This window comes from Mycobacterium sp. AZCC_0083, assembly GCF_014202335.1.
Taxonomy (GTDB): domain Bacteria; phylum Actinomycetota; class Actinomycetes; order Mycobacteriales; family Mycobacteriaceae; genus Mycobacterium.
Genome location: NZ_JACHGP010000016.1, coordinates 161,519 through 180,603, shown reverse-complemented (window position 1 = coordinate 180,603; position 19,085 = coordinate 161,519). Strand labels below are relative to the sequence as shown.

Sequence of the window (19,085 nt, the reverse complement as noted above, 5' to 3'; positions counted from 1 at the left end):
TCCGACAGTGCACACGTCAGGAGATATCGCACGGTGTCACAAGCCCGCAGCGATGGCTGCACCGGTTTCAGGAGCAGTCAAATACCCTTTGATGCCATGCTCTTCATCGCCGTTGTCTATGAGATAGTTGGCGACCTTCGGCCCGAACATCGGTCTCAGATCCTTCTCGAGGGCCACCACGTCCTGCTCGTCGGAGATGTTGGTCCACTTCGTGACCGATGCAGGCCACTGTCCGCGCGGGTCATGCGGACCTTTGCGTTTGAGGGTGAACCCGCGCTTGGGTTTGGCGCGGGGCGCCGGGTCGAGTTTGTCGAAGATGAGGTTGGCTATTCCCAACGGTGAGCCCAAGGTGACGAAGGTGGTCACCGGCAATTTGGGGTTCGCACATAACACTTCGTAAGCGACGACCGAGCCCAAAGAATGCCCCACCAACACTTTGGTATCGGTGTCGATGGCGTCGGTTACTCGCTGACGAACGTCTCGACGTACCTTGTCGTCGTGTAGATAGTCTCGTACTTGGCGGAGATTGTCGCGCATCATCACAGTAGTTACACCAGCGAAGAACTTCGAATTCGACAGCGCAACGAGTGCGTCCTGGACCAGCTTCGGGGTTCCGAGGTACTTCGCGTTGGGGTTGGGGACGTACTTGTCGCTCGCGGCTGCCGCTTTCCACCAATCCATGAGCAATTCCTGCTCGAAGTCGTCCAAGTCCTCCGGCTCGATCGGAGGACCTTCGCCCGCCGCCAGGGCGCGTCCCGGAGGGCGAAAGACGTTGCCGTAGAACGCAACCGTGACGTCGCTCGCGGCCAAGGTTCCGCCGGCGAGCCGCACTCCGCCCGCCAATGCCGGAGCCCACGTTGGGGTGAGTGTTTCAGACGTATCAAATTGGTGCCCGATTCCGTGCACGCCGACTACCAGTGCCATGAGTCGCTCCTTGAACCGCGCCGTCGACCTAGGCGGTCGTTGTCGTCTTGTGATGCCAGGACTTTCGTCGCCGGAGCCGTTCCGGATATCTGAGGAGCGCAGCGCCGAGCGCCGCGTGCAGTGTCCTGCCGAGTGTCATGTCGCGCCCCCCAACGCCAGAGGACAAGATCATATCCAAAGATCTGACGAGAATGACCATTTGCCCAGCAAACCCACAGGCGATGCGCCTTGGCTTGGCTCCACTGCTGTCCGTTGGGCCGGCGAGGTCATCGGCAAGCAGTGGTGCCGCGAATGGATGACGGCAGCTCGCAATCGTCGGTGATAGTGCTGGATGGCCGTCGTCGAGGACCGGCTCGCCGACCGCATAGTCCGAACCACTGGATAGCAGATGCTCCTATGTTGCGCAATGGTGGGAATGCTATTGGGCGCAAGCGCCGACTGGTTCAATCCCAGTATCGCGCACAAGTTAGTTTGCAGGTCAGCGGCGGTATCTAGCCCTACTCGACAAAGCTCATGCAATAAACATGCAATAGCGTTCGAGCGGCGACGCGCCCGGGTTAACTCGCATGCGCCGTAGTTGTCGTGCACTGGGTGAGAAAATGGCAGACTTGGACACACCAGGAAAAGCCGTGCGCGCCGCGTGTCACAGCTTCGTGGGGCGATGAGTTGTCTGCAAAGCCCCCTCGAACCGAAGTCACAACATGACGACCCACGAACTCGACAAGCTCATCGAACACCACGACCTGCTTCTGGCTGCGCTACAGGAGCAGCCAACGAGCTACGCGACGTTCCTCGGTCAGGTCATGACCGGTGAGCATGGGGGGCCAGGCATCGACTGGCAGGGAGTTGGGGCAATTCTGAGCAGCTGGCGCGGACCACTTGAAGCGACGGCGGGCGACTGCTACCGGCGGATTGACCTGCACGCGTCCGCGATCCTCATGTTGACCTCCGAGGAATTAGTGATCGAGCCGGTACGGGAGATTGCGGCCATCGCGCGGGCACAGTATGCGGACTTGCGGGACCTGTTGATTGAGTACGAGTACGAACCAACCACCACGGAGCAAGCGATCATTGCGGTCAAGATGTGGGCTCTACTCCAGCGGGTCAACAAAGAGTCGCCGAAGGTGCAGAACCTCACCGCGCGAGTGGACGCATCGCGGAACGGACTCAATGGCCGGCGATCGGCATAGGGCGGGTTAAGCGTCACCGTCTACCAGTCGCTCCATCTCCTCCTCGCCCGCTAGGCGAAGTTCGGCCAACAGCATTTGCCCAAATTCGGTAGGAACATGAGCAAGAGACAAGTCTTCGGTCATGTTCCCGCCGCTAGCTACTCCTGTGGCGACGAGTGCGATCCTGACAGGCTTGGGGATTGAGAGGGCAACGTCTCTTATGGGGTTTTCTTCGCCAGGACGTATCACTGTGCGAGTGCGGACCTCGTTCTGCACGCGTGCTAGTCGCGCGAACGCTCGATCTCAGTACAAAAAGTTCTCACAGCGCCGTTGCGAGGACTGCTCGGCAAGGCTCGTCGCGGCAGGGCTGGTTGGTCCGTGGTGGCGGACGGGAGCGCAGCGGACGGGAGCCATCACGGCGCAGGTTTTAGTCGTGTGACGCTGCGAGCAAACCGATCAAAGTTCCGGCTGCGGCGCCGAGGTGGCTAAGGGCACCCAGTCCTTTTTCTTCTGTTGCCTGGGATGGTTGGCCAATGACGCCGGCATGGCTGTAGGCGTTGATGCCGAGCGTGGTCAGGTAGCGACGATCTGGTGCGCTGTGGTCGGCAGTGTTCCAGCCATCGCGCACGTAATCGGGGTACGCGGCCAACAAAACGGACGTTTCGAGTTCACCGGCGTGCATGTCGTCGTGGCTGCTGCTGCCCATGCCCGCGGCGACGCGGGTTTCGGCCCAGTCTTCGCGGCTGGGGTAGAGCCCAACAGGAAGCGGGCCGTGAGAGTTGGCTTGTTGAGCAACGTTAGTCAGGACCGCGTTGCCACCGTGTGCGTTGACGATGATGAGCGCCGTGATGCCCTGGTGCGCACACGATTCGGCGATGTCGGCGATGACGGCGGACAGGGTCGTGGCGCTGATACTGACGGTGCCGGGAAACGAGGCGTGTTCGTGGGAGCAGCTATAGGTGACGGCGGGCAGTTGAAAGACGTTTTTGTGGTGACCGGCTATAGCGGCGGCGATGGCGGTGGCGATCAGGGTGTCGGTTACCAGCGGCAAGTAGGGCCCGTGTTGTTCGAATGAACCGACCGGCAGAACCGCGACAGCGGCATCCACCGTCCCGATGTCGGTCGTGGTCGTGGCGGGCAAGATCGGCACGTTGTCGGTCACGGTGTGGCGCCTTCCTGGAGGACAGCGTTGATGCGAGCGCGCAGGGTGTGCAGGGGCAGGCTCTTGGTGGTTCGGGTGCGGTCACGCACGATCTTGCGGCATGTCCGCAACTCTTGGCGAGCTCGGTCCGAAGGTGCCGCCTGATAAGCACTCACGACGCCAGGAAGGTGTTGCGCGGCCGCGGGGTAGTCGCCAAGCGCGATGAGAGCTCGGAGCAGCCGGGTGGCGGCCACAGCGGAATCTCGGCGTTGCGCAGCAGGCCAGCATCCAGCATGCCGCAACAACAACTCGGCGGCCTTGGCCGCATGGCCGGTGGCGAGGTACCCGGCAGCGATTTCGGCCGCGACATAGGCACCGCTGGCGTAGACCGCGTGATCGTCGGGAATGGGATCGATATCGGCCAGGTCGAGGGCTCGGGCGGCGTGTTCGCGAAACGCCGGGGCGTTGTGATTGGCCAGTGCCGCTGAGGCCTGCTGGCGGGCGATGCTGGCGGCAAGGCGTCCCACTGTTCGTCCCTGGATCAGTTCTGCCGAAGCCGCGGCCAGGTCGACCGCGAGCTCAGGGTCCTCGCGAACGACAATGTTGGCGCGGCGCATCAAGATCATCGCGCGCAGAGCCGGCTCAGCTGCACGGAGATGGTCGTCAGCCCGCATCGTGAGCCGCGCCGCGGTGGCATAGTCGCCGCTGTCTTGGGCGATCCAGCCTCCCACTTCGGCAATTCTGCCAGCCGCACAGCGAACCTCGTGACGGAGCGCAGCCGGGGTTACGTGGATGAGTTGTTCGATGGTCACGAGGTCGCGATCCACAAGCTCGCGAGCGTGGGTGGGGCCAAAGATGTGTTCCGCCTGAATATGCGCGGCCCGCTGCAGCAAGAGAACATCTACGAGGTCAGCGTCTACCGGCATTTCCAACAGCAGCGGGCGTGGCAACGCGACATCGACGCGCAGTCCAAACAGGTGATCTTCATCGACCTGGAGAGCCTCGGCAAGCAGCGCTCGCCACATCGGCCCAGCGTTGCCGCTCTTCTCGATCTCGATTATCTGACGGCGCAACGACTCTCGGTCCGAGGACCGATGGTTGTGGACGATTCGTACTTTCTCGACTTCGGCAGCCAGGTCGTTCTGGCTCCAACACCACTCATGCCGGGCTTCCCGCAGCCGCTGGGCGGCTGTAGGACGTGAGAGGCCGGCGTCCGCCACCCACTGATTCTCCCTTGCCAGGGGGACTGCTAGCGACGCCCATTTGCGCGTTTTTGGACTCACGTGCCCTCACTGCCTCTCACTTCCGGAGGCCCATTGCGCGGTGGTGGTGTTGGTATGCGGCCTCAATCGGCCGGCAACCACTACGTACAAGCAACACAGGAGGGCACGACAATGAAATTGCGGATTGCAACAAATGAGGTTTCGTTCATCTGCACCCGCGCACCCGAACCACGGATCCCGTTCGATTCAGGGCAACCGAAGCTCGACCGGGACACAGGTTTACCGCTGTGGCAAGTCCAGGTAATGGCGTTGGACGCCTCTGGCGGAGACGTCATCGCCGTGACGGTCGCGGGCGACCCGGGCGTCACTGTCGGCCAACCCCTACATGTCGATGGCCTTGTCGCGCTGCCATGGAGTCAGGACGGTCGCAGCGGCACCGCGTTTAGGGCTGACACGATCCGCGCGGCGGGTGCCCCACTGGCCGGCGTCATCACGCCGCCTAGATCCGGCGCGCCCACCAATACTCCCGGCGGCGAGGGTAAGCCCGCCGCTTAAACGGGTGGCCGGCGGGTGACCGCAGCACCGCAACGCCCCCAACCGTGGTGGTGCGGTCACCCGCTCAACCGGTCGAGCTCCTCTTGAAACGTGCGTCAAATCCGGAAGGCTTGTGATGGCTGCAACGTCAAAACCGCACCGCTCCAACAATTCCCGCGGCCGTGAATCCGACATCGACGAGACCATCAGCGTGATTTTGGTGGCGCTCGCCAAAGCAGTGGCGCTAGTGGCGTGGTGGTCGCTGTCGTTCCCCATGATCGGCATCCCGACTTTCGCCAGTGTGTGCATTGGGGTCTGCGTCGGACCGGTGTTCGGTCTGGCATTCGCTGTGCTGTCCGGTCTGGCTCTGGCGGCTTGGTCGCAACTCTCGCCCCGGTCATTCCAGCTATGGGTGACCCAGCGGATCCGGACCCGGTGGCGCACCTGGTCGATCTACCGGAACCCGTGGGCCGCGATCTGCATCCTGCACGGCCTGTCGGCGAAGCTGGATGACCAAACCCTTGTGCCAGCGCTGCGGTCCGTGACCATTGGCATCACCACTGATGTCATTGAGGTAGCAATTCTGAGAGGTCAGTCGGTCACCGATTGGCAGAACAAATCTGCCGCCCTGGCCGAGGCGTTGCGCGCCCTGCGGGTGACAGTCCGCTCCGTCAAGCCTGGGACGATCCGTCTTACCGCCCACCACGGTGATCCGCTGGCTACCCCGGCCCGACTGCCCCGTCCCCTGACCGAGACCACGGTCGACCCGTCCAGCGTCAGGGTAGGAGTAACCGACGCCGGCAGGTGGTGGCGGCTCTCGGTGTTGGGGCAACACATTTTGATCGGTGGCGCGACCGGCTCCGGGAAGGGCTCGGTGCTGTGGTCGATCATCGCCGCTCTGGCACCCGGGGTGCGGGCCGGCTCGGTGCGTCTACTGGTGGTCGACCCTAAGGGCGGCATGGAGTTCGGGCGCGGACAGAAACTGTTCACCGGGTTCGCCCACGACAACGCCGACAACACCGTCGCCCTCCTACGAGCGGTCACGATCGTCATGCAAAAGCGTGCCCAGCGGCTGCGCGGATACACCCGCTTGCACGTCCCCACCGTTGCCGAACCGTTGATCGTGTTGATGATCGATGAAATCGCGTCCCTGACCGCCTACATCGGTGACCGCAAGACCCGCGCTGAAGTAGAGCAACTCCTGGGATTGCTGCTGTCTCAAGGCCGCGCCGTCGGTGTCTCCGTGATCGCAGCGGTGCAAGATCCATCCAAAGACGTCCTGCCCATCCGGCAATTGTTCTCGATCCGCGTCGGGTTGCGGATGACCGAATCCACCCAAACCACCATGGTCCTGGGCGCCGCCGCCCGCGAGGCCGGCGCGGTTTGTGATGACATCCCCACCACCACCCCCGGCGTCGGCTACGTCTGCGTGGACGGGACCGCCGAACCGGTTCGGGTACGTGCCTTCCACGTCACTGATCCCGACATCGACTACCTCAGCGAGCACTTCGCGCCGCACTGGCGATCGGTCGACCCATCTGATGAAGGTGCCTCGCGGCGATGACCCTCACTCCCACGGACACGCCGACGGAGGCGTTCACGCTCCCCCACCTGGGTAGCCTGCCCACAAGTGTCGACGCCACCGAGGTGGTGGTTCAAATGGTGCGCCGGGCCGCCTCACCGGGATTCGAATCCTGGTGGCAGAAAGCAGAGAACGTCGGGTTCTGCGCCAACCCCATCCATCTCAATAGCACCGACGCCTTCGGCCGCCAGCATCAGGTATGGACGCGCTGCAACAACCGCCGCGCGGTCGCCTGTCCCTCATGCTCAGATCTATATGCCCGCGACACCTGGCAGCTGATCCACGCTGGCCTGCACGGCGGACACCACGATATGCCCACCACCCTCGCCGAGCACCCCCAAGTGTTCGCCACCTTCACCGCACCCAGCTTCGGAGCCGTCCACACCAGCGGCGGCGACAGACACGGCACCCACGGACGCCGGTGTCACGACCCCGGTCGTCGCGGATTCACTCGGTGTCAGCACGGTAATCCACTGTGGTGCAATATCATTCACGATGACAACGACACGCACGTGGGTCACCCACTATGCGAAGAATGCTACGACTACACCGGGCACGTCCTATTTGGCCTGGCACGCCCCCGAGCTGTGGCGGCGCTTCACCATCACCCTGCGCCGCCTCCTCGACAGCCACCTGCGCGCAATCGGTGAGCCCGCCAAGAGCGTGCGCCTGAACTACGTCAAGGTCACCGAACTCCAACGCCGCGCCATCCCCCACTTCCACGCCGTCATCCGCTTGGACGCGCCACCCGTGCCAGGCGAACCGCCCACCACGCCTGGCACGTCGATAACGTCGGTCGAACTGGCCGCCCTGGTCCAGCAGGCCGCTGCGGGCGTCGCGGTCCGCGTGATCGACCCCGATAGCCCGGGCGAAGGCGGCGGGAGACTGCTGCGGTTCGGCGCCCAAACCGACACACAGCCACTGCAATCCGCGAGCGCCTCCGCGCCCGGTGAGGTCACTCCCGTGCGGTCGCGCCGGTCGGTGGCGGCCTATCTCGCGAAATACGTGACGAAATCGGTGGCCGACTTTGGTGTCGGCATCCGACGTATGTCCCCGTTAGCCGTCGCCGAATTAGACGTCAGCACTCACGTGCGGGCGATCCTGACCACCATCACCGGCCTGAGCACCTACCGTGCCTACCAGGGCATGGAACGGTGGCTGCACACCCTGGGCTATCGGGGGCACATCACGACCAAGTCCCGGCTGTTTTCCACCACCATGGGCGCCCTGCGCGCGTACCGCGCGACCTGGACCCGCCAACACCACAACGACCTTGTCGTGACACCGACCATTGATTCGAACGAATGGGAATTCGATCGCGCCGGGCTGTGCAGTCTGGGCGAACGTGTCTTGATCCTGTCGGCCGCGCAGCGGATGATTGAACACCGCCACACCGTGCGAGAACACCTACGTGCGCACGATCCACCTCCTCACCCAGGCTGGCTGACATGAAGTTGGGGCATCAGCCGCCCTTGTTGTCCAAGGACTCGCCCTTCATGGGTTTACCCCACGTCTCGGTTGCCAAGAACGCCCTCTATGGCCGGAAACCTTGACAGAGAACAACTTTCGATATCACAACCCACGGCGCGAGGAGAGGGACTTTGATGCACACCGAAAGAAGCCGCGAATTGATAACCGTACAGGCGGCGGCCGATCAGCTCGCGGTCACTAGATGGATGGTCTACCAGTTGATCTGGGACCAACAGGTCAAGTCGGTGCAGATCGGGCGGTGCCGCCGAATCGTTCGGCAATCGCTCGATGATTACCTTTCCGGCTTGATCGATGGGGCAGCGTGATGGCTGCCAAAAAGCGCAACCCGAACGGTTCCGGCAACATCACCCAGCGCAAGGACGGGCGCTACGAAGTCAAAGTGTTCGTCGACGGTCCGGATGGCCGCCGGAAGCGAATCAGCATTTATGCCTCGACCTGGGAAGATGCTGACGCTGAACGCACACGGCTAAAGGACCTGCAACGCAAAGGGATTCCGGTCGACACCACGACATCCAATGTCGAGCAGTACATGCAGTACTGGTTGACGGAGATCGCGCAACCGAGCGTGCGGGAAACGACCTTCTCCTCATATGAGCTTCTGGTGCGCTTGTATGTCGTACCAGGACTGGGGAAGCGAAAGCTGCGGGCGTTGCAGGCACAACACATTCGTGCATGGCTGACCGGATTGCGAACAACCTGTCAGTGCTGTGCACAGGGCAAAGACGCCCAGCGGGCCATAAAAGGCAAGGCTCGGTGCTGCGCGAAAATGCCTGCCGAGTGCTGCGGGCAGGTCGCAGGCACTGGCACGCTGCGCTACCTGCTCCGACTTGTGCGTGCAGCACTGCAAGACGCCGTCGAGGAGGAACTGTTGGCCCGAAGTGTTGCCCGACAGGTCAAAATGCCGACCGGCTCGATCCGTAAGGTGACACCCTGGTCGGCGGATGAAGCTCGCACTTTTCTCGAAACGGCACGACACGACAGGCTCTTCGCGTTGTGGGCGGTCGCCCTGGCCATCGGCCTGAGGCGGGGGGAAGCACTCGGGCTTCGGTGGTCCGATGTCGACCTGGTCAACGGACGCGTGGTTGTTACGAAGGCGCTTTCACGCGTCGGGACAGATCTCGCCTTGCGAGACGTGAAAACCGACTCGTCCGCCGCCTCCGTGCCGTTGCCAGAGGAGCTAGTGACGATCTTGCGCCGGCACCGGCTTGATCAGTTGGGCGACACACAGGTCGCACGGGGCAACACACTCGGTCTGGTGTTCACGACCAAGAACGGGACACCTCTGGAACCGAGGAACATCAACCGGGCGTTCGAGACGTTGTGCCGACGGGCTGGCGTGCGAAGCATCCGGCTCCACGACCTCCGCCATTCGTGCGCGACGTTGCTGTTCACGATGGGTGTCGAGGCGGCGACTGTACAGCGCGTTCTTCGCCACAGCTCGATTTCAGTGACGACAGGCACGTATGTGGACGTCATCGAACAGGTTCAGCGTTCCGCCGTCGCAGGCATGGATTCACTGCTCAACCCCGCAAAGTGAAGACCAGCACAGATGGCTATTGTCGTCAAAACTGTCGTCAAAGTCCCGACTGCGGCGCCTTCCCGACAATAAAAAGCGCCTCTGACCTGGGTGCGCCCGAAGGGATTCGAACCCCCAACCTTCTGATCCGTAGTCAGATGCTCTATCCGTTGAGCTACGGGCGCATGTTCTTCAATTGTCACACTGACGCGGGTCAGCAGTGGCGGAGGCGAGAGGATTTGAACCTCCGGTCCGCTTTAAGACGGACAACTCATTAGCAGTGAGTCCCATTCGGCCGCTCTGGCACGCCTCCTGAACGATCCGAGGGTACCGGATTCATGTTCGAGCCCGGAACCGCCGAGGCAGAAGCGTACACAGCCAGCCATGGGGAAGGCAAAGCACGGCTGAAAGACCCGTTCCGCGGGCGCCCTAGACTATTCGGATGACCGCCCGCCTGCGCCCCGAGTTGGCCGATCTACCGGCCTACACGCCGGGCAAGACGGTGCCGGGCGCCATCAAGATCGCGAGCAACGAAACGGTCGACGGGCCGCTGCCCAGCGTGCGGGCCGCGATCGCGCGGGCCGTCGACGGCATCAACCGGTACCCGGACAACGGCTACGTCGAGTTGAAGGAACGGCTCGCAAAACACGTCGACTTCGCACCGGAGCACATCTCGGTGGGCTGCGGCTCGGTCAGCCTGTGCCAGCAGCTGATCCAGATCACCGCGTCGGTGGGCGATGAGGTCATGTTCGGCTGGCGCAGTTTCGAGATCTACCCGCTGCAGGTCCGCACCGCGGGCGCTACCCCCGTGCAGGTGCCGCTGACCGACCACGCGTTCGACCTCGACGCCATGCTGGCCGCGGTGACCGACCGGACCCGGCTCGTCTTCATCTGCAACCCGAACAACCCGACCAGCACGGTCGTCGACCCCGACGCCCTTGCCCGCTTCGTGGCCGCCGTTCCGTCGGACATCCTGATCGTGCTCGACGAGGCGTACGTCGAATACATTCGCGACGAGTGGGTACCCGACAGCTTCGGGCTGGTCCGCGCGCACAGCAATGTCGTTGTGCTGCGGACGTTCTCGAAAGCCTACGGACTGGCCGGTCTGCGGGTGGGCTACGCCGTCGGCGATCCGGAGGTGATCAGCGCGCTGAGCAAGGTGTACGTGCCGTTCACCGCGACGAGCGTCTCGCAGGCAGCCGCCATCGCGTCGCTGGACGCTTCCGACGAGCTGCTCGCCCGTACCGACGTCGTCGTGGCCGAGCGGGCCAGGGTGACGTCCGCGCTGCGGGAGGCGGGCTTCACCGTGCCGCCGTCGCAGGCCAACTTCGTCTGGCTGCCGCTCGCCGGGCGCACGACGGACTTCGTCAACAGCGCAGCCGACAACCGTCTGCTGGTTCGGCCCTACGGCCAGGACGGGGTACGGGTCACCGTCGCCGCACCGCACGAGAACGACGCCTTCCTCGAATTCGCCACCGACTGGATCTCCAACCCAAAGGACGCCGATCGATGACCGCTGCGCACGACACCTTCGCCGAACTCACCGCACGCGACGGGAAGATCCCGGAGGCCGAACTCGACGCCCTCTGGTCCACGCTGAAGCCTGCGACCGTGGACTTCATGATCGGCGAGTGGAGCGGTGGAGCGCTCGACACCGGCCACCGCTTGGTCAATTCGCTCGAGGAGGCGCGCTGGTTCGGCAAGACGTTCACCTCGCCCGACGACGTGAAGCCGCTGATCTGTCTCGACGAGGACGGCAACAAGTTCTCCAACGTCGAACTCGGCAAGGGCGAGGCCACGCTGTGGGTCGAGGAGTTCCGCGGCGAGCTGGTCGCGACGATGGTCTACGACGGCCAGCCCCTGCACGACCACTTCAAGGTGGTCGACGACGACACCGTGATGGGGATCATGAACGGCAAGCACGCGTTGCGCACCGGCACCTACGGCTACTTCTACCTGCGTCGCGTCTAGCGGCTACCGGCCAGGCTCGCGCGTACGCCTATCGTTGCCCAGATGAGGACGCGAGTTTTGGTCGCCGGGGCGTCAATCCTGCTCGCCGCCGCCATCACCGCCTGCGAGCGCACGACGCCCGGCACCGTGGCGATGACCACCGAGCCCGGCGCCAGCCTTTCGACGTCGCCGCGCTCGACGTCGCGTCCGACTCTGCCGAGCTTTCCGGGCCTTCCGGGCATTCCGGGCCTTCCGTCGACGCCCCACACCTCATCCAACGTGCCACCACCGTCGAACTCCCTCACCATGAAGTGCAAGGAGTACAACGGTCTCGACGCGGACACCCAGTTGGCCGTCGTCCAGCAGATCGTTTCGCAGCAGGGTTCGGTTATCGGCCAGCAGAACATCGAGATCGCCAAGACGCTCGCCGACGCCATGTGCCAGTTCATCCCCGACAGCACCGTGAGCCAGCTCCTCCTCGGTGGGCCGCCCCGGTAGCCCGCTAGCCTTCCGGGCATGGGTGCACCCCTCGAGAACCTGGAATCCCTCGCCGTCGACGTCGACGGCCACGTCGCGCAGGTGACCCTGCTCGGCCCCGGCAAGGGCAACGCCATGGGGCCCGCGTTCTGGGCGGAGTTGCCCCTGGCGTTCGCCGCGCTCGACGCCGAACCCGACGTCAGGGCCATCGTCCTGACCGGGTCCGGCAAGAACTTCAGCTACGGCCTCGACCTGCCCGCGATGGGCGGCACGCTGGCGCCCGTGTTGGCCGAGGGTGCACTGGCCCGGCCCCGTACCGAGTTCCATGCAACGGTGCGCAAGATGCAGCACGCGATCACCGCGGTGGCGGACTGCCGCACACCGGTGATCGCGTCGATCCAGGGATGGTGCATCGGTGGCGGAGTCGACCTGATCGCCGCAGTCGACATCCGCTATGCCAGCGCCGACGCGAAGTTCTCGGTGCGCGAGGTCAAGCTCGCCATCGTCGCCGACATGGGCAGCCTGGCGCGACTGCCGCAGATCCTGTCAGACGGGCACCTGCGGGAATTGGCGTTGACGGGCAAGGACATCGACGCCTCCCGCGCCGAGAAGATCGGTCTGGTCAACGACGTCTACGACGATGCCGAGGCGTCGCTGGCCGCAGCGCACGCCACCGCCAAGGAGATCGCGGCCAACCCGCCGCTGGTGGTGCAGGGCGTGAAGGACGTGCTCGACGAGCAGCGCACCGCCCAGGTGTCGGCGAGCCTGCGCTATGTCGCGGCGTGGAACTCGGCGTTCCTGCCGTCCCAAGATCTCACCGAGGGCATCACCGCGACGTTCGCCAAGCGCGCACCGGAGTTCAAGGGCGAGTAACCCGGCTGGAAGTCATCGCCCGCGCCACGTCGGCGCTGAACCACCAGGCGATCGCGTGGACCAGCAGGCCGACCGCGATCATGACGAAGTCGAAGGTGCCCACCCAAGGTGGTGTGGCATTGCCGATGTCGATCAGATGACTGATGGCGTGCAGCGCGTAGTGCGCCGTGGCGAACGCCAGGGTCGGCACGCGCCAGCCCGGCCATCTGATGGCGGCGAGGTACATCAGACCGAGCGGCAGTTCGAAGCTGGCGAGGTCGAAGATGTAGTGGCCGTTGAAGACTCCGAAGCCGCCGATGTTCTCGAACATGAAGCCCGGTGCGAACAGCATCACCAGGCCGCCCACCGTCGAGTAGACACCGTAGATCACCAGCACGGCCACCACGACGCGGGACTTGAACCGAATGTCCGTGGCCGCAGACTAGGTCAGGCCACGGTACGGAGGTCGCAAAGCCGGCCAAGTGCGGAGACAAGCGGCGAAGCGTTCGGGCTGGTCCTCGGACAGGTAGGTGTACGAGTCGTCGATGGTGCGCAGTTCCGCGCCCAGCATCTGGGCGTAACTCCGGGCGTGGTCCAAGGGGAACACGCGATCCTCGGCTGCCCAGAGGAGTAGGACAGGATTGCGGAATTCCCTGGCCAATCGATGCGCGGCGGCTCTGCTGTGGCGGGCTCCCACGCTGCCGATGGCCTTGCGTCCGTCGAACCGAATCTCGCGCCGGTCCAGGACTGGCCGAACGTAGCTGTCCATCGCTGATACACCGATCGGATGCTTCGCCAACCAGCCATAAGTGTTGTGCCACCGCCAACTTCGTTGCCAACGGAGTATCTGGTAGAGCCCACGATAGGTCGCCGGATTCGCGGCAGTGGCCTTCAGCAGGCCGAACCCGCCAGGAGTCGGTGGCCAGGTGCAGTACGGCGTCTCACACGACGCCAGCACCAGCCGACCGACCAACTGCGGAAACTCGGCGGCTGCGATCTGACTGTATGCACCGCCGGAGTCATTGCCGACCAGTGTCACGTCGTGAAGATCGAGCGCCTGGATCAGATCTGCGATCAGCCGGGCAATACCCGTGGGCGTCAGGTTAGCGTCGTGATCCATCGGGATGTCGTGCGACCCCAGCGGCCAATCCGGTGTGACACAACGGAAGTCCTCCGCCAGTACCGCTACCAGCTTGCGCCAGATGTTCGCGTTCACCAGGTACCCGTGCACGAAAACGACTACTGGCCCAGAGCCGCGTTCGTGATAGCGAATCGTCCCAGAGGGGAGCCGCACGTCGTGGGGCTCCCCCAGCCGAGAATCGCGCCAGCTCATCCCACGAAGCGCCGTCTGCCGAGGAACGGTCCGAGCCCCGAACGCCACCAGGGCAGCCACCCGGTCGGCCGGCGCAGCATCTCCTGGGCGATGGGAGTCGAATCGAAAAATGAGTCCCGCCGGGCGATTTGGGCCGACGGGGTGATCCAGATCTTGTCCACCGCCCGGAAGGCCAAGGGCCTTCCGCCCAGCGTGCCTGACAACTCCAATTCGATGAACAGCATGTCTTCCCGGCCGGCCCAGCTGAGCACTTCACCACGCATATCGGGTAGAAGAGCGAGCAGCCGAGCGCCTTCCTTCTCCCACATCTTCCGTCCGTGGGCGCGGGGTAGCATCGGCTGATTCAGTTCGACGTCGTCTGTGAGAATCTCGCCCCAAGCATCCGGCCCCGGATTTGCCCAGCTCTTGGCGAACGTGTCCACAACCTCGCGATGAACGGCCGGCCAGTCCGTGGTCACATCGCCTCCAGCTGGTGCAGCGCCGCTGCGATGTCAAGATAGGTTTCCTTGCGCAGCACCAAGTTTCCGTCCATCGTGAAGATATCGATCGCGTCGAACTGGATGGCTTTGCCGGTCGGCTGGACGACGCTTGCGCCGAGAGGGAAGGGCGCGGCCAGGGTCGCCCTGATGGTGTATTGAGTGACGAAGTGGCCATTGCCCAATGTCAGCCGCTCGGTGGTGGATCGCATGTCCGACCACGTTGTCAGGAGACCGGCGAACGCACTTCGGACCGCCTCGGATCCAACGATCTCCGGCGCGTCCAGCACGTGGAAACGGAACGTGGTGTCTGAAGTGTGCAAGGCCATGATGCCGTCGAGATCGTGGGAGTCCCACCTGAGCCCATATTCCTCTACGAACCCCTGCAGATCGGCTTGGCAACTCGGCATCGTTCCCCTTCCTCGACGGCGCAGTTCATGCAACCATTGCATGAACTTGTTCAATCAAGCTAGCGCGCTCATACAACGATTGCAAGAAAGGATGGAGTGAACCCACGTACGCAACGCACCATCGATTCACTGGTGCGAGCCGCGGAAGAGATCTTCAGTGAGCGACCGATGAACGACGTGACCGTCGAGGAGATCGCGGAGCGGGCCCGCGTGGCCGTTGGTTCGATCTACAACCACTTCGGGTCCAAGGCCGGTTTGCATGCGGCCGTCGTGCAACGCGCACTGGAAGTCGACCGCGCGTACATGGACCGCGCATACACGGCCGATCGCAGCGGAATCGAGCAGCTGTACGCCGCCTCCGACGAGTACCTGGAGTTCTACCTTGCGCATCCGGACTACTTTCGGATGCTGGCCAATCCGGGTGATCCAGGCCAGTACGCCGCAGGGCGCGAACTGTCCGAACAATTGGCCCGAGCCGTCGACGCGCAGAACCACCGAATGGTCGAGGCCCTACGGCGTGGAGTCGAGGCCGGCGTTGTCCGTCCGCTCATACCCGAGGACGTAGCCACTATCCTGTGGGCGGCTTGGAATGGCGTGATCAGCCTCGGGTGGCGGCCCGACAGCCTGCGCAGAACCGAATCCGAGATTCGTGGATTACTACGCACTGCGACCGATGTCGTCGCCAACGGACTCCTGGTCCGCTGACTGGTCGGCACTCTTCTCGGAGACCTCGGTCATGGAAAGTTCGTACAGTTCCATCGCGGTGTGCCTGCCGCTCAGGTCCAGGAAGCCTTGAAGGCGACGGCAGGGACGGTCTCGCCAAGGCCCGGCGGCGAGGCCCTACGAATCAGCGCGAGCGTCGCTGAGTAGGTTTCGTAATTCGCCGCAATCCGATCCGGCGGGATGGTCAGCCCGGCGTAGGAGAACGCGGCGGACACCTGGGCTTCAGAATGCACGAATTCAGAATCCGACATACGGATCGTTGTCACCCGCCGTCCCGAAAACTTCAGACCTCGCGGGCACGGCCGACTGACCACGTGGGCGGTGGCGGAGGGATTTGAACCCCCGGACGGTGTTAGCCGTCTCTCGCTTTCAAGGCGAGTGCATTAGGCCGCTCTGCCACGCCACCGCCGACAAGCGTAAGGCCTGGCTCGAGGAGCCCAAAAATCTAGACGCGGCCGAGCCTCGCGGGCGCCGGCTCCGACTTCAGCGCGACCCCGATCCGGCGGCAGTTCTCCCCCATCGCCGCCACCTGCGCGCGCGACAGTCTGCCGAGGAAGTGCGCACGCACGCCGTCGCCGTACGTCGCCATCGCGTCGTGCAGCCGCGTCCTGCCGTCCTCGGTGACGAAGGCGAGCACACCGCGGCCGTCGTCCGGGCTCGAACACCGGCGCACCAGGTTCTGCGCCTCCAGCCGGTGAATCTGGCGGGTTACCCGGCTCGGCAACGACATCAGGTCGTCGGCCAGGTCGCCCATCCTGGCCGATCCGGTCGCGGACCTATCGAGGACGTCCAGTAGACGGACGTCGTTGAGCGTCAGGTGGTGCTCCTCCACCAACGCCTTGTTCAGGGTCGCGTACAACCGCAGCGCAGAGTCGAGAAAGTTTTGCCAAGATCGTTGCTCGGCGATGTCAAGACCCGGCATTGCACTGGCCGTGCGTCCCGCGATGATCCCCTCCATGGCGTTATGTTAGGACGCTTTTCCCCGGGTAGTAGCGTTATTGAAATGCGCGCCATCGTTGTGGAAGATTCATCCCGCCTCGTTTGGCAGGAAATCCCTGCCGTTGCAGCTCAAACGGGCGAGGTAGTGATAGACATAATTAGCGCTGGCGTCAATCGAGCCGACGTGCTTCAGGCCGCAGGAAACTATCCGCCCCCGCCGGGCGCCAGTCCGATTCTGGGTCTCGAGGTCGCCGGGCGCATCGCAGAGCTGGGCGACGGGGTCACCTCCTGGTCGATCGGACAACCGGTGTGCGCTTTGCTGGCAGGCGGTGGTTACGCCGAAAAGGTGGCCGTACCCGCCGGGCAGGTGATGCCCGTTCCCGAGGGCGTCGCGCTACACGAGGCCGCCGCGCTGCCCGAGGTCGCGTGCACGGTCTGGTCGAACCTGATGATGACGGCGCACCTGTCGCCGGGCCAGCTGGTCCTGCTGCACGGCGGAGGCAGCGGTATCGGCACCCATGCCATCCAGGTCGCCCACGCCCTCGGCTGCCGCGTTGCGGTGACGGCGGGCTCGGCTGCGAAGCTGGCGATCTGCCGCGAACTCGGTGCCGACGTCCTGATCAACTATCGCGACGAGGACTTCGTCGAACGGGTCAGGGCGGAGACCGACGGGTTGGGCGCCGACGTGATCCTCGACCTCATGGGAGCGTCCTACCTCGACCGCAACGTCGACGCGCTGGCACCCGACGGGCGGCTCGTCATCATCGGCTTCCAGGGCGGCATCAAGGCGGAGCTGAACCTCGCCAAGTTGATGTCCAAGCGCGCCGGGGTGATCTCCACCGCGCTGCGGTCACGGCCGGTCGACGGGCCGTCGAGCAAGGCGGCCGTCGTCACCGAGACGGCCGCCAACGTCTGGCCCATGATCGCTGACGGCCGGGTGCGCCCGATCATCGGTGCCGAGCTGCCCATCGAGCAGGCGGCCGAGGCACACCGACTGCTGACCTCCGGCGAGGCCCACGGGAAAGTGCTTCTGCGCGTACGCGATTAGCCCAGCGACGCCAACGCGCGAACCAGCTGATCGACCTCGGCCATCGTCGAGTAGTGCGCCAGGCTCAGGGTGACCGCGCCGCCGATGTCGTTGACGCCGATCACGTCGAGCACGCGCGACGTGGTGTTCGAGACCGCGAGCACGCCGTTGTCGGCAAGCCGCTGAATCACTCGTTCGGCAGGCACGCCGTGCACCGCAAGGCTCAGCACCGGTATCCGGTCCTCTGGCTGGCCGATCACCATCACCAACGGCAGCGACCGCAGCGACGCAAGCAGGTAGTCGAAAAGGCGACCCATGTATGTCGCCGCCGATTGCATTGAGACGGAAAGCCTTTCGCGACGCGTCCCGGAGGCCGTCTCGTCGAGCGACGCCAGGTACTCGACGCTGGCGACAACGCCGGCGAGCATGCCGTACTGATGCGTGCCGACCTCGAGGCGCGCCACCCCCGACGCGAACGGGTCAAGCGACACCGAGGCGAACGAGTCGATGGCCGACGGATCGCGGAAGACCAGCGCACCGATCGGCGGTCCACCCCACGCGACGGCATTGAGCGCGACGACGTCCGCCTCGATCTCGTCGATGTCGATGAGCCGGTAGGGCGCGGCCGCCGAATGGTCGACCACGACGAGGCCGCCGTTCTCGTGCACCAGCTTGGTCACCGGTCGCAGGTCGGTAAGGGTGCCAAGCGCCGACGATGCCGACGTGATCGCGACCAGCCGGGTGGGCTTGGTGATCAGGCTCTCCCACTGCCAGGGAGGCAGTTCACCGGTCTCGATGTCGACCTCGGCCCACTTGACCTTGGCTCCATAGCGATTGGCCGCGCGCACCCACGGTGCGATGTTGGCCTCGTCGTCGAGGCGCGTGACGACCACCTCGTAGCCGAGGCCGACCCGCGACGACGACGCATCGGCCAGCGAAGTCAGCAGGATTGCCCGGTCGGCGCCGAGCACGACGCCGCTGGGGTCGGCACCGACCAGATCGGCGATGGCCAACCGGGCTGCGGAGAGCACCGCGGCGCTGCGTCGAGCGGACGGGTGCGGACCGACGGACGTCGTCATCGAGCCACGGAATGCGGTGGAGACGGTGGTGGCCACGGAATCGGGCAGCAGCATGCCCTGCTGGGCGTCGAAATGCACCCACCCGTCGCCCAGTGACGGGTGCAGACCTCGCACCCGGGCGACGTCGTATGCCATGCCAACCACCTTCGAGCATCCGCGATTGCGTGACCCGTAGCGCTGTCGGTCGGTGCCCGACGGCGCCTTTCGACGCCCGAGCCGCGATCGGACCGGGTCACCTG

At 64.4% G+C, this 19,085-nt stretch carries 22 protein-coding genes, 3 tRNA genes and 1 pseudogene; 13 read left to right on the top strand and 13 right to left on the bottom strand.

Features of this window, described 5'->3' with window-relative positions:
• Positions 1 to 36: 36 nt before the first annotated feature.
• Positions 37 to 831: a GPI inositol-deacylase gene (locus HNP02_RS32790; protein ID WP_221318298.1), complete on the bottom strand. Its 795-nt coding sequence runs from the start codon at positions 829 to 831 to the stop codon at positions 37 to 39.
• 794 nt (positions 832 to 1,625) lie between these two features.
• Between HNP02_RS32790 and HNP02_RS32785 the strand changes: the two genes are divergently transcribed.
• Positions 1,626 to 2,114 (top strand): hypothetical protein, encoded by a 489-nt coding sequence (locus tag HNP02_RS32785; protein ID WP_184444815.1) that lies wholly within the window; start codon positions 1,626 to 1,628, stop codon positions 2,112 to 2,114.
• 406 nt (positions 2,115 to 2,520) lie between these two features.
• Here the strand turns inward: HNP02_RS32785 and HNP02_RS32780 are convergent, their stop codons facing one another.
• A complete protein-coding gene (locus tag HNP02_RS32780; protein WP_309241771.1) occupies positions 2,521 to 3,255 on the bottom strand; it encodes a creatininase family protein in 735 nt (244 codons plus the stop codon).
• Positions 3,252 to 3,965, bottom strand: coding sequence for a hypothetical protein (locus HNP02_RS32775; RefSeq protein ID WP_184444814.1), 714 nt, complete (start codon positions 3,963 to 3,965; stop codon positions 3,252 to 3,254). Before HNP02_RS32775 ends, HNP02_RS32780 begins: the two co-directional genes overlap by 4 nt.
• Before the next feature lie 33 nt (positions 3,966 to 3,998).
• Between HNP02_RS32775 and HNP02_RS32770 the strand changes: the two genes are divergently transcribed.
• The 6 genes and pseudogenes from HNP02_RS32770 (at position 3,999) to HNP02_RS32745 (ending at position 9,601) form a co-directional block, all read left to right on the top strand.
• Positions 3,999 to 4,436: a hypothetical protein gene (locus tag HNP02_RS32770; RefSeq protein WP_184444813.1), complete on the top strand. Its 438-nt coding sequence runs from the start codon at positions 3,999 to 4,001 to the stop codon at positions 4,434 to 4,436.
• Positions 4,437 to 4,760: 324 nt separating this feature from the next.
• Positions 4,761 to 5,012 carry a hypothetical protein gene (locus HNP02_RS32765; protein WP_375373733.1) on the top strand — a complete coding sequence of 84 codons (252 nt, stop codon included), beginning with the start codon at positions 4,761 to 4,763 and terminating at the stop codon, positions 5,010 to 5,012.
• Between the two features lie 115 nt (positions 5,013 to 5,127).
• Positions 5,128 to 6,555: an FtsK/SpoIIIE domain-containing protein gene (locus tag HNP02_RS32760; protein ID WP_184444811.1), complete on the top strand. Its 1,428-nt coding sequence runs from the start codon at positions 5,128 to 5,130 to the stop codon at positions 6,553 to 6,555.
• Positions 6,552 to 8,025: pseudogene (locus tag HNP02_RS44165) on the top strand (replication initiator). The gene HNP02_RS32760 and the pseudogene HNP02_RS44165 overlap by 4 nt, the downstream one beginning before the upstream one ends.
• Positions 8,026 to 8,177: 152 nt before the next feature.
• Entirely contained in the window at positions 8,178 to 8,369 is a 192-nt protein-coding gene (locus HNP02_RS32750; RefSeq protein ID WP_184444843.1) for an excisionase family DNA-binding protein, read from the top strand.
• The gene (locus HNP02_RS32745; protein WP_184444810.1) at positions 8,369 to 9,601 is read left to right on the top strand and encodes a site-specific integrase; all 1,233 of its coding nucleotides are present in this window, start codon (positions 8,369 to 8,371) and stop codon (positions 9,599 to 9,601) included. The genes HNP02_RS32750 and HNP02_RS32745 overlap by 1 nt, the downstream gene beginning before the upstream one ends.
• 91 nt (positions 9,602 to 9,692) lie before the next feature.
• On the opposite strand, the gene HNP02_RS32740 is transcribed toward HNP02_RS32745, so the two are convergent.
• Positions 9,693 to 9,765, bottom strand: a tRNA-Arg gene (locus HNP02_RS32740).
• 36 nt (positions 9,766 to 9,801) lie between these two features.
• Positions 9,802 to 9,893: transfer RNA gene (locus tag HNP02_RS32735), tRNA-Ser, on the bottom strand.
• A gap of 129 nt (positions 9,894 to 10,022) precedes the next feature.
• On the opposite strand from HNP02_RS32735, the gene hisC reads away from it, so the two are divergent.
• The 4 genes from hisC to HNP02_RS32715 are packed head-to-tail and all read left to right on the top strand — an operon-like array spanning position 10,023 to position 12,880.
• Positions 10,023 to 11,093 (top strand): histidinol-phosphate transaminase, encoded by a 1,071-nt coding sequence (hisC, locus tag HNP02_RS32730; RefSeq protein ID WP_184444809.1) that lies wholly within the window; start codon positions 10,023 to 10,025, stop codon positions 11,091 to 11,093.
• On the top strand, positions 11,090 to 11,551 hold the full coding sequence (locus HNP02_RS32725; RefSeq protein ID WP_184444808.1) for a DUF4334 domain-containing protein: 462 nt from the start codon (positions 11,090 to 11,092) through the stop codon (positions 11,549 to 11,551). The genes hisC and HNP02_RS32725 overlap by 4 nt, the downstream gene beginning before the upstream one ends.
• Before the next feature lie 42 nt (positions 11,552 to 11,593).
• The gene (locus tag HNP02_RS32720; RefSeq protein ID WP_184444807.1) at positions 11,594 to 12,028 is read left to right on the top strand and encodes a hypothetical protein; all 435 of its coding nucleotides are present in this window, start codon (positions 11,594 to 11,596) and stop codon (positions 12,026 to 12,028) included.
• Positions 12,029 to 12,046: 18 nt separating this feature from the next.
• A complete protein-coding gene (locus HNP02_RS32715; RefSeq protein ID WP_184444806.1) occupies positions 12,047 to 12,880 on the top strand; it encodes a crotonase/enoyl-CoA hydratase family protein in 834 nt (277 codons plus the stop codon).
• Here the strand turns inward: HNP02_RS32715 and HNP02_RS32710 are convergent.
• Genes HNP02_RS32710 through HNP02_RS32695 form a run of 4 tightly spaced genes read right to left on the bottom strand, consistent with a single transcriptional unit; the run spans position 12,867 to position 15,132 of the window.
• Positions 12,867 to 13,265 carry a hypothetical protein gene (locus HNP02_RS32710; RefSeq protein WP_184444805.1) on the bottom strand — a complete coding sequence of 133 codons (399 nt, stop codon included), beginning with the start codon at positions 13,263 to 13,265 and terminating at the stop codon, positions 12,867 to 12,869. The two genes, HNP02_RS32715 and HNP02_RS32710, sit on opposite strands and share 14 nt — an antisense overlap.
• A 36-nt stretch (positions 13,266 to 13,301) precedes the next feature.
• Positions 13,302 to 14,192: an alpha/beta fold hydrolase gene (locus HNP02_RS32705; RefSeq protein ID WP_184444804.1), complete on the bottom strand. Its 891-nt coding sequence runs from the start codon at positions 14,190 to 14,192 to the stop codon at positions 13,302 to 13,304.
• On the bottom strand, positions 14,189 to 14,650 hold the full coding sequence (locus tag HNP02_RS32700) for a nuclear transport factor 2 family protein (protein ID WP_184444803.1): 462 nt from the start codon (positions 14,648 to 14,650) through the stop codon (positions 14,189 to 14,191). Before HNP02_RS32700 ends, HNP02_RS32705 begins: the two co-directional genes overlap by 4 nt.
• Positions 14,647 to 15,132, bottom strand: coding sequence for an ester cyclase (locus tag HNP02_RS32695; protein ID WP_184444802.1), 486 nt, complete (start codon positions 15,130 to 15,132; stop codon positions 14,647 to 14,649). The genes HNP02_RS32700 and HNP02_RS32695 overlap by 4 nt, the downstream gene beginning before the upstream one ends.
• Positions 15,133 to 15,174: 42 nt before the next feature.
• Here HNP02_RS32695 and HNP02_RS32690 point away from each other — a divergent pair, with 42 nt between their 5' ends.
• Positions 15,175 to 15,783 carry a TetR/AcrR family transcriptional regulator gene (locus HNP02_RS32690; protein WP_184444801.1) on the top strand — a complete coding sequence of 203 codons (609 nt, stop codon included), beginning with the start codon at positions 15,175 to 15,177 and terminating at the stop codon, positions 15,781 to 15,783.
• Positions 15,784 to 15,854: 71 nt separating this feature from the next.
• On the opposite strand, the gene HNP02_RS32685 is transcribed toward HNP02_RS32690, so the two are convergent.
• The 3 genes from HNP02_RS32685 to HNP02_RS32675 all read right to left on the bottom strand — a co-directional run bounded on the left by HNP02_RS32685 (position 15,855) and on the right by HNP02_RS32675 (position 16,759).
• On the bottom strand, positions 15,855 to 16,034 hold the full coding sequence (locus HNP02_RS32685) for a hypothetical protein (RefSeq protein WP_309241769.1): 180 nt from the start codon (positions 16,032 to 16,034) through the stop codon (positions 15,855 to 15,857).
• Positions 16,035 to 16,120: 86 nt separating this feature from the next.
• Positions 16,121 to 16,207, bottom strand: a tRNA-Ser gene (locus tag HNP02_RS32680).
• 39 nt (positions 16,208 to 16,246) lie between these two features.
• Entirely contained in the window at positions 16,247 to 16,759 is a 513-nt protein-coding gene (locus HNP02_RS32675; RefSeq protein WP_184444799.1) for a MarR family winged helix-turn-helix transcriptional regulator, read from the bottom strand.
• A gap of 45 nt (positions 16,760 to 16,804) precedes the next feature.
• On the opposite strand from HNP02_RS32675, the gene HNP02_RS32670 reads away from it, so the two are divergent.
• On the top strand, positions 16,805 to 17,788 hold the full coding sequence (locus HNP02_RS32670) for an NAD(P)H-quinone oxidoreductase (RefSeq protein WP_184444798.1): 984 nt from the start codon (positions 16,805 to 16,807) through the stop codon (positions 17,786 to 17,788).
• On the opposite strand, the gene HNP02_RS32665 is transcribed toward HNP02_RS32670, so the two are convergent.
• Positions 17,785 to 18,981 carry a cysteine desulfurase-like protein gene (locus HNP02_RS32665; protein WP_184444797.1) on the bottom strand — a complete coding sequence of 399 codons (1,197 nt, stop codon included), beginning with the start codon at positions 18,979 to 18,981 and terminating at the stop codon, positions 17,785 to 17,787. The genes HNP02_RS32670 and HNP02_RS32665 overlap by 4 nt on opposite strands.
• Positions 18,982 to 19,085: the final 104 nt, after the last annotated feature.